Source organism: Actinacidiphila sp. bgisy160, assembly GCF_057707815.1.
In genome coordinates, this window is the sequence record NZ_JBYIQW010000013.1 from 92,457 (window position 1) to 104,667 (window position 12,211).

Here is a 12,211-nt window from a genome sequence, read left to right on the forward strand (position 1 = left end):
ACAGTCGGTGCGGTCCAGGCGCTTGCGCCCCGACTCGGCACGGGGCAGCGGCGGCCGCGCCCGGAGCACGTACCGGTGGACGGCACGCTCGCCGGGTGCGACCGGTCGGCGCTCGCTGAGGCGGCCCGGGCGGAAGTTCTTCTCGGTCGCCCGGTCCCGGCTTGCCGCGGGCTCGTGCTCCTCCAGGCTCGCGACGGCGGCGGGAATGGGCGCGGATCCGCTCAACCGTCCCGTGGACTGGCAAGGTCACCTCATGCCCCTTCGCGGCCGGTCGGCTGCCATTACGAAGTGCGATGTGATCGTGGCGGATGCGTCCGGTGGGTGGTGGGCGCGATGGGCCCGTCCAGGGTGGCTCACGCGCCCACCAAGAGGGGCCCGGCCTACGGCTTGATGCCGACTCCGGTCCAGAGGCTGACCTCGGCGTCCGTGGCCGCGGTGCCGGCGTTGTCAGCATCGGGCCGCCAGCGGTGGCCCACGGTGATGCCGGGGTCGAGGAGGTCGAGTCCGGTGAAGAAGCGGGCGACGTCCTTCTGGGAACGGAACTGCACCGGGGTTCCCGCATTGGTGTAGATGGCGGTGACCTTCTCCCAGGTGGGCGGGTCGAAGTCGGGTGTGCAGTGGCTGAGCGCCAGGGCGCTTCCCGAAGGCAGGGCGTCCAGCAGGCGCGCCACGATTCCGTAGGGGTCCTGGGCGTCGGTGACGAAGTGCATGAGCGCGTTCATGGACAGGGCCACGGGCCGGCTCAGGTCCAGGACCTCGGACAGTTCGGGGGCCTCCAGGAGCGCGGCCGGCTCGTTGATGTCCGCCTCAATGTAAGTGGTGCGCCCTTGCGGCATGCTGCGCATCAGGCGTTCGGCGTACTTCAGGACAAGCGGGTCGTTGTCCGCGTACACCACCCTGGCCTCGGGAACGACGGCCTGGGCCACCTGGTGCAGGTTCGGTTCGGTGGGGATGCCGGTGCCGATGTCGAGCCACTGGCGGATGCCGTGTTCCTGCGCGAGGACCCGGGTCGCCCGGTGCATGAAGGCCCGGTTCTCCCGTGCACACGTGAAGATGCCGGGGTAGACGGACGCCACGGTCTCCGCCGCCTGCTTGTCGACGTCGAAGTGGTCCTTTCCGCCCAGGTAGTAGTCGTACATGCGGGCGGAATGCGGCCTGCTGGTGTCGATGTCCCGCGCGGCGTGGGAGTTGCTCATCCTGTCCCCTTGTCGTGGTGTGCGTTGTGGTGCCGGGCAGGTCGCCGCCGGGGGCCGGCTCGGATCCTTCCCGCTCGTGACGTGGTTCAGCCCGCCGTCAGGTGATCGGCGAGGCCCCTCTTGACACCCGCGATGAACGCGGTGATCTCTTCCGGCGTGTAGATCAGCGCGGGACCGGCCGGATCCGTCGACTGGCGCAGCGCCACGCGGCCGTCGGGAAGTTGCTTGGTCTCCACGCACTGCCCGCCGTTGGGACCGCTCCAGGGGCATTCCCAGCCCTGGTCGCCGAGGTCCGTCGCGGGCATCCCGTTGTAGACGGGGGCGTCGCTGGTGGTCATGAGTACTCCTTGCGCATGCGGTTCAGGAGGGCCTTGCTGTCCGCGGAGGAGGTCAGCAGGGACATCCGGTTGTGCGCCTCGAGGTGAGCTGCGACATCGGAGCGTTGATCGAGGTACATGGAGGCGGACAGGATCTCGCTGTAGACGATGTCGGGAAGCTCCGGTTCCTCGAAGCGGAAGTAGGTGAAGGGGGCGCACGCCCCGACGTGGGCGCCGGTGGCGAACGGAACGATGTCGAGGCTGACGTGGGGCAGGTCCGACGCCTCAAGGAGCCGGTCGATCTGCTCGCGCATCACTGCCGGGCCGCCGACGGCGCGGTGCAGGACGGCCTCCTCCATCACCACCCACAGCGTGGGTGCGTCGGGCCGTTCCAGCAGGCTCTGCCGGCGCAGTCGCAGATGGACGCGTCGTTCCAGGTCGTCCTCACTGTCGTGAGGGAAGCCGGCGCGCAGGAGCGCACGCGCGTATCCGTGCGTCTGCAGCAGCCCCGTGACGTAGTGCGGTTCGTAGGTGCGCAGGGTCTTGGCGCCGGTCTCCAGGCTCACATAGGCGGTGAACCAGGACGGCAGTACGTCGCGGTACGCATGCCACCACCCGGGTTCGTTGGCCCGCTCGGCCATGGCGATGAACTCGTCGATCTCACCCCGCCGGGCCCCGTAGGTCTCCAGCAGCTTCTCGACGTAGAGGATCCTCAGGCCGACCTCTGCCTTTTCCAGCCGGCGGATGGTCAAGGGCTTCACACGCAGGGCCTTGGCGGCGTCCTCCAGCGAAACCCCCGCGCCGCGCCGCAGTTCCTGGAGCCGCTTGCCCAGGATCATGCGGAGAACGGTGGGTGCGCTGGTGCCGGCGCCCGGGCGTGCCTCGCTCACGGCCTACCTCCTGACGAGCAGTCATCAGAGCGATGATGACAGTGACTTGCTGCGTACGCCAGACGGAGCGAGTCATCCTGAAATTATCAGGCGGCCGGTTGCGACATGAACACGCCTACGAGCATAGTTACTTCCCGAGCGATCCAGGCCGAGCAGCGGGTGTGGCCCAACGGGAGCCGGGTTCGTTGAGTTGGCGTGCCCTGGCGATCGGGGGTCGCGAGTCCGCCACACCACCTTCACCGTGCACGTCTCCCATGGAAGGCGACCCTCGTGGCCCCCCACACGACCCCCTCCGCCCGGTCCCTGGACACCTCGCCCCCACACAGGGGCCACTGGCTGGATCTTCCGGCGGAGCGGACCAGTGTCCAGGCCGCCCGTCACGCGATGACCGAACGCCTTACCCGGTGGGGGGTATCCGGCGAGCCGCGCGCCGACGCCATACTGATCCTCTCCGAGCTGGCCACCAACGCCGTCGTTCACGCGCTCAGCACGCGGATCCTGTGCGGCGTCATGCTCGGCATGGACCAGCGCCTGCATATCGAGGTACACGACCACGACCGTAGGCAGATCAATCTGCCCCCGCGCCCCCCGGGCCCCGAGGACGAGAACGGCCGAGGCCTCCTGCTCGTACGGCAGCTCGCGGACAAGTGGGGAGTCGCCCGCTCCACGCGCACCGGGGGCAACGCGGTGTGGGCCACCTTGCTCGCCTTTCGCTGAGCTCGCGGACGCACCACGCCGCCGACCGCCGATGGCCCGGTCGGCCACCTCTCGCGCAACACCGGGCGCGACGCGACCGGTCAGTTGCCTGGTCTAGGGTCGCCCGCATGGCTGAGCCCTTGTTTCTGACCGCGGTGCGCGAGTCGTACGACACGGTCGCCGCCGATTACGTCGAACGCGTCCCTCCTCCCGCCGCGATGGACCCGTTGTCACGCGCGATGCTGGCGGGGTTTGCCGAACTGGTGCGAACGGCCGCTCTGGGGCCGGTCGCGGACCTGGGATGCGGCCCCGGCCGCGTGACGGCGCACCTGGCCGGGCTGGGAGTGTCCGCCTTCGGCGTCGACCTGTCGCCGAAGATGATCGGACTGGCCCGGCGTGCCTATCCGGACCTGCGGTTCACCGAGGGCTCGATGACCGCGCTGGAGACGAGGGACGACGAGCTCGGCGGCATCCTGGCCTGGTACTCCACACATCACACGCCCCCGCGGTGGCTGCCGGATGTGTTCGCCGAGTTCCACCGCACGCTCGCGCCCGGCGGCTACCTGCTGTGGGGAGACTATGTCGGCAATGAACGGCTGCAGCCGACCCACGGCTATGGCCGTCCGGTGTCCTACGAGTCCTACCTCCTGCCACTGGACCGTATGGTCGGCCTGCTGGGGCAGGCCGGATTCGTCGTCACGGCGAGACTGGAACAGGAGCCCGGCGGACGCGTGAACAGACCGCACGCCTGCCTCCTGGCCCGCAAGCCCGAAACGCCCTGACGGGGCTCGTTCCCGGGGTGAGGCCGCCCGCGCCTCCGACGGCGGCTCAGGCCGCGGGTCTGAGCGGGCGGCCGCCCCAGCGCATGCCCTTATCGCTCGGACACGGGCGCGTTCCCGGCGCTGCGCGGCCAGGACGCCTGGATGGCGTGCGTTCCGGCCGCGCCAGTCACGTGATGATGCAGCGCGAGGGTCCGCACTGCCCTGACGCACGATCCGCCGCGGCTTCTCCCCCTCCTGGTCAGCCGTTGGACCTGACCGGTTGCGCCATCCCGCCGCGCGCTCTAGGTGTCGGGGTTGCCGATCCGGCCGGCGAGGGCGCGCAGGGCCGCGGAGGACCGCGAACCGGGTTCGGCTGTGCTCACGAACAACCACTGGTCCGGGTCGCCTGGAAATACAAGAGTCTCGTAGTTCAGGGTGATTTCGCCGAGCAAGGGATGCCGATAACGTCGGGTGCCGTGGGAAAACTCCTCCACGTCGTGCGCGTCCCACCACCGGCTGAAGTCCGCGTCGGCCGCAGACAGCTGATCGACCAGCTCGGTCAGTTGCCGGTCGTTCGGATGTCGACCCGCATACAGGTGCAAACCCGTGACGACCATGCGGGCGGCCATGTCCCAGTCGATGAACAGTTCACGCGCCACAGGGTCGAGAAACACAAATCGCGCCAAATTACGCTCGCGCGCCGGCATGGCCTCGAAATCGGCCACGAATAGCTCGCGCGCCATCGCGTTGAGGGCAAGGACGTCCATGCGGCCGTCCAGGATCATGGCAGGGGTGTCCCGAAGAACCTCCAGCAGTGCGTACGCCCCCGAACGCACTCGCCGCGGATGGACAGGCCTGCTCGCTCTGGCCGCGGACTTCGGCCTGGCCAGGGCGAACAGATGCGCTCGCTCGACATCGTCCAGTCGCAGAGCGCGCGCGACGGCCTCCAGCACCGCTTCGGAGGCATTGGCCACCCGTCCTCGTTCCAATCGGATGTAGTAGTCCGCGCTCAGTCCGGCCGAGAGGGCCACCTCCTCGCGGCGCAGTCCCGGAACGCGGCGACTTGCTCCCGGCGTGACCCCGGCCTGCTCGGGAGCCACCCGGGCGCGCCGCGAGCGCAGAAAATCGCTCAGTTCCTTGTTGTCACCCGAAGCGGACGATGCCTTGACCATATTTCGAGGTTAGTCCGCGGCGCGGCATCCCGGCAAACGACGCCCGATGCAATGAAAAGCCCCCCATGAACAAGCGGCCGAAGTGGACGGGTGGACGCTTTTCGATAATCCCGGCGGCCAAGAAACGCCGAATTCCGCAGCGCCTCCATGAGCCTATCGCTGCCACCAGCCGCCCACACCGGCCACCGGCGCTCAGCGATGGGGCTGGGGGGACCTGCCAGTACCTGGACCAGTGGGCCCTGGCCGAGCCAGGCCTGCTGGACCGCTCCCGGGCGCCCTCCCGGCTGTTTCTCTGGAATGGCACACCGACGTCAAGAAGCAAGGAAATCCCCATGGATCTGAAACTCGAAATGATCGTGCTGCCCGTCTCCGACATCGACCGGGCCAAGGCCTTCTACGAGAAGGCCGGATTCCGCCTGGACGTCGACTACACGGCCAACGAGGACTTCCGGGTCGTCCACTTCACGCCGCCCGGCTCCGAGTGTTCGATCATCTTCGGCCAGGGGATGACACCCATCGCACCCGGCTCGGTCCAGGGCCTGTACCTGATCGTCTCCGACATCGAGCAGGCCCACGCGGAGCTCACCGGTCGCGGCATCGAGGTCAGCGAGATCTTCCACGACGCGAACGGCCGCCTCTACCACGGCCACGAGGGCGGGGACGTCACCCACCATGGCCCCGGACAGGAGCGGCTGGCCGGCCTGCACCCCGAGCGGGCTTCCTACGGCTCCTTCCTCACCTTCAGCGACCCGGACGGCAACGGCTGGGTGCTCCAGGAGGTCTCGCAGCGCCTCCCCGGCCGCTGACCCGCAAGCCGCCGTCCGCAGGCCGCGAAGGGGCGACACCGCCGGAGTGTCCGGCCGAGTCAGGGAAGCGATGAGGAACGAAACAGTGAGGAAGGCAGCAGTGACGAACGAGACAACCACCACCTATGACGTGATCGTCATCGGCGGGGGGCCGGTCGGCGAGAACGTGGCCGACCGCGCCCGCGCCGCAGGGCTCAGCACCGTGATCGTGGAGCGCGAACTCCTCGGCGGCGAGTGCTCGTTCTGGGCCTGCGACCCGAGCAAGGCGCTGCTGCGGCCGGTGGTGGCACGGGCCGACGCGAGCCGCATACCCGGGCTGAACCCGGCGGTGGCCGGCCCGCTGGACGTCGAGGCGGTCCTCGCGCACCGAGACAAGATGTCCTCGTACTGGAAGGACGAGGACCAGGTCGACTGGCTGAACTCGGTGTCCGTCGACCTCATACGCGGCCACGGCCGCCTCACCGGCCCCAAGCAGGTGGCCGTGCGCAGCGCCGAGGGCGACACCATCGCCCTGACCGCCCGGCACGCCGTCGCCGTCTCGACCGGCACCCGCGCCGCCCTGCCGCCCATCCCCGGACTCGACGCCGTCCGCCCCTGGACCAGCCGAGAGGCCACCAGCGCCGGCAAGGTGCCCGGCCGCCTCGCCGTCGTCGGCGGCGGTGTGGTCGCCGTCGAGATGGCCACCGCCTGGCAGGCCCTCGGCTCCCAGGTCACGATGCTCGTCCTCGAGAACGGACTCCTCGAACGGATGGAACCGTTCGCCGGCGAACTGGTCACCGACGGACTACGCGAAACCGGAGTGGACATCCGCTTCAACACCACCGTCACTTCCCTGGCCCGCGAGGACGGCGAGGTGCGGATCGCTCTCTCCGACGGCGGGCAACTGGCGGCGGACGAGATCCTGCTGGCGACCGGCCGCGCCCCGCAGACCCGCGACGTCGGCCTGGAGACCGTCGGTCTCACCCCCGGCGACTGGCTGACCGTCGACGACACCTTCCGTGTCACCGGCGTCGACGGCGGCTGGCTCTACGCCGTCGGCGACGTCAACCGCCGCGCCCTGATGACGCATCAGGGCAAGTACCAGGCCCGCATCGCCGGCGCCGTCATCGGCGCCCGCGCCAAGGGAGAAGACATCGACGACGCCCCCTGGGGGGCGCATGTCGCCACCGCCGACCACGCGGCCGTCCCCCAGGTCGTCTTCACCACCCCAGAGGTCGCCTCCGTCGGCCTGACCAGCCGCGAGGCCGAGCGGAGCGGGCGCCGCGTCGAGGTCGTCGACTACGACCTCGCCCGCGTCGCCGGCGCGCACCAGTACGGCGAGGGCTACCGCGGCCGGGCCCGCATGCTCGTCGACACCGACCGCGACACCGTGGTGGGCGTCACCTTCGCCGGCCCCGGCGTCGGGGAACTGGTGCACTCGGCCACCCTCGCGGTCGCCGGCGAGATCCCCATCGGCCGGCTCTGGCACGCCGTCCCCGCCTTCCCCACTCTCGGTGAAGTCTGGCTGCGGCTGCTGGAGACCCACCGCGGCTGAGGACGCCCCGACCGCAGGGCCGGTTCGGCCTGCTGGTGGCGCCGTGGGGGCCGCGTGGTTGCGAAGCCCGCGGCCCCCACTGGTGTTTCCGTACTCGTCGCCCGGCCCGCACCGTGGACCTGACTCGCCCCGGAAGCGAGCCGTGCGGTACGCCGGGTCACGCGCCGTAGAAGACGAACGCTCCCCGCACCGCCGCGCCGGGGAACACGGGCCGCCGGTACCCTTCGCCGGTCGCCGGCAGGCGATGTCGCCGGCGGACGTCGGGGGTCGACGGGTCGGGGACGAGGTCCTCATCCGGCGTGCCCGCGGTGCGGTGGGCCAGGGCGAGGGCGGCATGGCTCAGGCGGTCGGCGTCGAGGGTGCGGGTGGGTGACTCCAGGCGGGTGCAGGCCCAGTCGACCAGGTCGGCGGAGGTCAGGGCGGCCATTCGGCGTTGTGCGCGGGACAGCACGTCGGCGACGACACCGGCGTCCCAGGCCGGTTCCGCGGTCAGTGCCTCGTGGAACATGGACATCATCTTCCCGAGCACGTGCCCGGAGGACACCGGGCGCTGCAGGAATCGGAGCCGGTGCTGCCGGGCGAAGGGTCGCCGGGCCGCCTACTGAGCCGCCTGGTACGCGTCCCAGAGCGGCCGCGCGACGCTGCAGTCGCGGGCGGATCCCTCCCGGCACGTGGGGCACGAGGTGGCGTGGTCGAGCCATGCGCGGTAGGCCGCCTGGACCGCCTGGTTCACCTGGGTCACGCGGGCCCGGACGACGGCACCGGGCCCCGAGCCGGTCTCCAGCCAGCGCTCCGTGAACCCGGACTCCTCCATGGCCAAAAGACTCCTCAACCCCGCCGGATCCCACATCCGGCAGCCCGCCCCAACAGCAGACCCCCAATCTATCGAGCCGCCACGCATCGCGACCCGAACTGCCGAATCAACTGCACGTCTCCGACAACCCGACCGTGGAGCCGGGCCCCCGCCAACCGAGACCGACGCCGACGGCTCGTGCCACCGGCGGGGCGACGGGTGGCGGTACCTGTCACTGCTGCTGCCCGTCCCGGCCCTGGCGCGGTGGCTGCCGGGAAACGTCAGGCCAGCCCCAGACGGGGTATCTCCCGTCCTGGGGAGCGGTCCATCACCATCAACAGGCCGGCGTCCCGCGTCCTGGCGTAGGCGGCCTCGTCAACGACGCCCAGCTGGAACCAGACCGCCTTGGCACCGATCGCCACGGCCCGGTCGGCGATGGCTCCGGCGAGGGCGGAGTTCACGAACACGTCCACCACATCCACCGCGAAAGGGATCTCCGCCAGGGACGCGTAGCCCTGCTCACCGTGGACCGTCTCGGCCTTCGGGTGCACGGGCACCACTTTCTTGCCGATGCGCCGCAGCTTCTCGGCCACGCGGTACGCGGCCCGTTCGGGGTTGTCGGACAGGCCCACCACGGCCCACGTGTCTCCGGCGGTGGTGAGTATCCGCCGTATCGTCGCGTCATCGCCGTAAGTCGTCATGCCCGGCACCGCCGCGGGCGGGTCAGTTCCGCGCCTCTTGCCGCCAACAGCGTGATCACCGGGAGGGCCGGGGCCTTGGGCTTCGTCTGCCGCATGGAACGACCCTACCGGCCTCGAATACTGTATGCAATACATCCGCAGGCTCACCGCACCGACGCGTTCGGCGTCGGCAGGGGCCCCGTCGTCACACCTTGCGCGCCAGGACCAGACGGGAGCAGGGGGCACCGTCCGGACGGCGGCCGAAGCCGGGCAAGACGACGGTCCCCACGGCGAAGCCCGCCGCGGTCAGCCCGGCGCGTACGGCACGGAGCGGGAACGTGCGGTAGTACATGACGAACGGCGGCCGCCAGACCGCGTTCCGTATCCGCATCGCCGCGTCGAACCCGGCGGGCACCCAGTACCGCCGGGAGCCGATGCGGGGCGGCGCGAACACCGGGAAAGCGAAGAGCCCGCCGGGCCGCAGGGCGCGGTGCACCCCGCCGAACAGGGCCGGCCGGTCGGCGGCCAGGAAGTGCCCGAAGGCGCCGAAGCTGACGGCCAGGTCGAACTCCGCGGCGAAGGGCGGTGTCCGCGCGTCCGCGCGTATCCACTCCGCGTCCGGGTGGGCACGGCGCGCCTCGGCGAGCATCCCGGCGCTGAAGTCCACTCCCGCGACCCGGCCCCCGCACAACGGTCGCAGCACGCGCAGGCCCGCTCCCGTACCGCAGCACACGTCCAGCCCGTCGCCGAAGGGGCCGAACGCGCGCAGGGCGGCTGCGGTCGCGTCGAGGACGCGGTCGGAGGTACGGAACGGCGTGTGGTCGAACCGCGGGGCGAGCAGGTCGTAGCCCCGCTCGACAGAGGACAGGGCCTGGACGGCCAGCTCGCGCAGCGAGGGCCCATGGGGTGAGAACACCGCTCCAGAGTAGGGCCGTTGGGTCAGGGCAGCGGAGGGCTGTGCCGGATCGCACGACGGCACGGCCGCCCGGCTGCGCCAACTCCCCGGCCACGGGCCGCGGAAGCCGGCAAGGGCCTGCTGCTGTGGGATGGGCGTGCCTTCGGCACCGGTAGCATCCGTACGTGCGAAACATCGAGATGTCGGTGCCACACGCAGGTCAGGTGGACGCCGCCGCCCTGCGCGAGGTGAACGCCGACGACCTCGCCCGGTACGCGGCCGACCCGGCACACCCCTGGTGGCGGCGCAAGGCCTGCGTGCTCGCCCTGGCCGGGCGGGTGCCGCAGCGCCGTGTCGCCGATTTGATCGCACGCGTCCGCGACCCTGGCGACGTGGGTCAGGTTCGCATCGCGCTGCTGGACGTTCTCACAGACCGGGCGGAACTCCTGCCCTGGTTGAGGCACGAGGACCGGCAGCACGAACGCTCCTACGGTGTGCCCGAGGCGCTCCTCAAGGCGCGTGGCATGCTCGGCGACCGATCCGCCGCTCGTGAACTGGCGACGCTCGCGGCCTCTGCCTGGCGGCATCGGCGGGCGGTCGGCGAGGCCGGACTGGACGCCCTCGTGACCCGGTACGGGGTCGAGACGGTCCTGGCCGACCTCGGCGACACACGGCCCGAGGACCGTGGCTTCCACGTCCGGGCGCGGCATCGCGCCGGCCATGACGTGACCGATGCGCTGGCGGACCCCGATCGCGGCGTCGCGTACCTGGCCCAATCGCTGTTGTCGGACCCGGACCGGCTCCGCCGCTACCTCGCCGAGGCGCCGACGACCGACGCGAAGCTCTGGGCCGCATACGCGCTGCATCGCCTCACGAGCGACACCGCGGAGACCCTGGCGGTCTACGAGACCCTGGGACGCCCCCGGGTCGAGGTGACGGGTCTCGACGACGAACTGCGCAGCGCGATCCTGCATGAGTACGCGAGCGGCTGCGAACGGCACAGTGATCCCCGGTGGCGCATCGAGGCCCTGTGCACCGAGCCACCCACCCGCCCCGATCAGGACGAGCAACTCTCCCGGGCAACGGCCGCGCTGACTGCGGCGGGCCTCACGCCAAAGCCTCCCGTCTCCTGCGGCGAGCACAACCGGCAGGGCGGTGGAACCTACCACGTGATCGAGATCGGCGACAGCGAGCTTTTCGTCAGCACGCTCGGACGGTTCGTCACCGGGGACGTCGGCAACCTTGCCGCGCGTCATGCCCTCGAATCGGCCGGCTTCCGCTGGATCGACGAGACGACCGGCGGGATCCGAGTCACCGACCTCTGCGTCTACTACTTCGGCAATCGCGCGGCCCTCACCGTCGACACGCTGCTGTTCTACTGGCAGGACTAGGCAATTTGCCGCGTGCCATCGCTATCGCGGGCGGGCGATGAGGACGGCACCGGTCGAACCCCCTGCATATCAGGTGGCCTTCGGGTGCGGGGTGTCCACCGGGGCGTCGGATTCGGTGTGTGAGAGTGCGGAGAGGAGGCGCAGCTTCTCGTCGCTGTCGCTGTTCTTGTCGGGGTAGTAGACGACGAGGATGACGTCGTCGATGGCGAGTTTGTCGCGGTGGAGGCGGAGTTCGCCGACGACGGGGTGGTTCACCGTGGTCGTGCCTCCGTCCAGGCCGCGGACGTCATGGCGGGCCCAGAGGGTGCGGAACCGCTGGCTGGACAGTGCGAGCTCGCCGACGAGCTCGACGAACCGGGGGTTGCCCGTGTCGTCCCCGATGGTGGTGCGAAGGGCGGCGACGAAATCGGCGGCGGCTTTCGTCCAGTCCTGGTGGAAGGCTTGCTCCTCGGGATCGAGGAGGAGGGAACGAAGCCGGTTCTGGCCGGGCCGCAGGCGGGGGGAGAGCGCCAGGGCCATGGGGTTGGAGGCCAGGACGTCGAACGCGCGCCCTTCGACGAAGGCGGGGATCTGGAGGTGGGCGAGCAGCTCGTGCACCCGCGCCGGTACGTGCTCGGGCTGCTTGCGGCGCGGCGCCCTGGGGCGTGCCGCCGTGAGGCCGAGCAGATACGTCCGCTCGATGTCGTCGAGCTGCAGGACGCGCGCGAGTGCCTCGAGGACCTGCTGCGAGGGGTTCGTGTCGCGGCCGCGTTCCAGGCGCAGGTAGTAGTCGGGACTGATGCCGGCGAGCAGGGCGACTTCCTCCCGGCGCAGGCCGGGCACGCGTCGGTTGCCGCCGGACGGGAGTCCCGCCTGCGCCGGGGAGACCAGCTCACGCCGGGCACGCAGATAGCTGCCGAGACGGTTGCCGGATACCTCATCCTTCATACCGCCACCGTAATGCCGTGCGCGGATTGCAGAGGAGGCCCTGGCAGGACCAGGGAAGACGGGGGCCCTGCCACGCCCGGCGGATGTCGTCAAGACTCCGGTAGCACTGTTTCGAAAGAGACGGACGACCTCACTGTCGCGCCGCAGGCCTGA

The 12,211-nt window shown here is 70.6% G+C and carries 14 protein-coding genes; 5 read left to right on the forward strand and 9 right to left on the reverse strand.

What is annotated here, in order from left to right; translation table 11 throughout:
• Positions 1-380: 380 nt before the first annotated feature.
• The 3 genes from AC3EUJ_RS13985 to AC3EUJ_RS13995 all read right to left on the reverse strand — a co-directional run bounded on the left by AC3EUJ_RS13985 (position 381) and on the right by AC3EUJ_RS13995 (position 2,403).
• Positions 381-1,196, reverse strand: a complete 816-nt coding sequence (locus tag AC3EUJ_RS13985) for an SAM-dependent methyltransferase (protein ID WP_431961492.1) — start codon at positions 1,194-1,196, stop codon at positions 381-383.
• Between the two features lie 86 nt (positions 1,197-1,282).
• On the reverse strand, positions 1,283-1,534 hold the full coding sequence (locus AC3EUJ_RS13990; RefSeq protein WP_431961493.1) for a DUF397 domain-containing protein: 252 nt from the start codon (positions 1,532-1,534) through the stop codon (positions 1,283-1,285).
• Complete coding sequence (locus tag AC3EUJ_RS13995; protein ID WP_431961494.1) at positions 1,531-2,403, reverse strand: helix-turn-helix domain-containing protein; 873 nt, start codon at positions 2,401-2,403, stop codon at positions 1,531-1,533. Before AC3EUJ_RS13995 ends, AC3EUJ_RS13990 begins: the two co-directional genes overlap by 4 nt.
• 270 nt (positions 2,404-2,673) lie before the next feature.
• On the opposite strand from AC3EUJ_RS13995, the gene AC3EUJ_RS14000 reads away from it, so the two are divergent.
• The gene (locus AC3EUJ_RS14000; RefSeq protein ID WP_431961496.1) at positions 2,674-3,120 is read left to right on the forward strand and encodes an ATP-binding protein; all 447 of its coding nucleotides are present in this window, start codon (positions 2,674-2,676) and stop codon (positions 3,118-3,120) included.
• A gap of 107 nt (positions 3,121-3,227) precedes the next feature.
• A complete protein-coding gene (locus AC3EUJ_RS14005) occupies positions 3,228-3,881 on the forward strand; it encodes a class I SAM-dependent methyltransferase (RefSeq protein ID WP_431961497.1) in 654 nt (217 codons plus the stop codon).
• 281 nt (positions 3,882-4,162) lie between these two features.
• Here AC3EUJ_RS14005 and AC3EUJ_RS14010 read toward each other — a convergent pair whose 3' ends face one another.
• The gene (locus AC3EUJ_RS14010) at positions 4,163-5,032 is read right to left on the reverse strand and encodes a helix-turn-helix transcriptional regulator (protein WP_431961498.1); all 870 of its coding nucleotides are present in this window, start codon (positions 5,030-5,032) and stop codon (positions 4,163-4,165) included.
• Between the two features lie 332 nt (positions 5,033-5,364).
• Here AC3EUJ_RS14010 and AC3EUJ_RS14015 point away from each other — a divergent pair, with 332 nt between their 5' ends.
• Positions 5,365-5,838: a VOC family protein gene (locus tag AC3EUJ_RS14015; RefSeq protein WP_431961500.1), complete on the forward strand. Its 474-nt coding sequence runs from the start codon at positions 5,365-5,367 to the stop codon at positions 5,836-5,838.
• Between the two features lie 70 nt (positions 5,839-5,908).
• Positions 5,909-7,372 carry a dihydrolipoyl dehydrogenase family protein gene (locus AC3EUJ_RS14020; protein ID WP_431961502.1) on the forward strand — a complete coding sequence of 488 codons (1,464 nt, stop codon included), beginning with the start codon at positions 5,909-5,911 and terminating at the stop codon, positions 7,370-7,372.
• 157 nt (positions 7,373-7,529) lie between these two features.
• On the opposite strand, the gene AC3EUJ_RS14025 is transcribed toward AC3EUJ_RS14020, so the two are convergent.
• From AC3EUJ_RS14025 to AC3EUJ_RS14040, 4 genes are all read right to left on the reverse strand, one after another.
• Positions 7,530-7,880 (reverse strand): hypothetical protein, encoded by a 351-nt coding sequence (locus tag AC3EUJ_RS14025; protein WP_431961503.1) that lies wholly within the window; start codon positions 7,878-7,880, stop codon positions 7,530-7,532.
• A gap of 90 nt (positions 7,881-7,970) precedes the next feature.
• On the reverse strand, positions 7,971-8,186 hold the full coding sequence (locus AC3EUJ_RS14030) for a hypothetical protein (RefSeq protein ID WP_431961504.1): 216 nt from the start codon (positions 8,184-8,186) through the stop codon (positions 7,971-7,973).
• A 260-nt stretch (positions 8,187-8,446) separates the two neighbouring features.
• Positions 8,447-8,866: a CoA-binding protein gene (locus AC3EUJ_RS14035; RefSeq protein WP_431961505.1), complete on the reverse strand. Its 420-nt coding sequence runs from the start codon at positions 8,864-8,866 to the stop codon at positions 8,447-8,449.
• Positions 8,867-9,050: 184 nt separating this feature from the next.
• Complete coding sequence (locus AC3EUJ_RS14040) at positions 9,051-9,761, reverse strand: class I SAM-dependent DNA methyltransferase (protein WP_431961507.1); 711 nt, start codon at positions 9,759-9,761, stop codon at positions 9,051-9,053.
• A gap of 164 nt (positions 9,762-9,925) precedes the next feature.
• Here AC3EUJ_RS14040 and AC3EUJ_RS14045 point away from each other — a divergent pair, with 164 nt between their 5' ends.
• Entirely contained in the window at positions 9,926-11,131 is a 1,206-nt protein-coding gene (locus AC3EUJ_RS14045; protein ID WP_431961508.1) for a hypothetical protein, read from the forward strand.
• 69 nt (positions 11,132-11,200) lie between these two features.
• Here the strand turns inward: AC3EUJ_RS14045 and AC3EUJ_RS14050 are convergent, their stop codons facing one another.
• The gene (locus AC3EUJ_RS14050) at positions 11,201-12,058 is read right to left on the reverse strand and encodes a helix-turn-helix domain-containing protein (RefSeq protein ID WP_431961509.1); all 858 of its coding nucleotides are present in this window, start codon (positions 12,056-12,058) and stop codon (positions 11,201-11,203) included.
• Positions 12,059-12,211 lie beyond the last annotated feature (153 nt).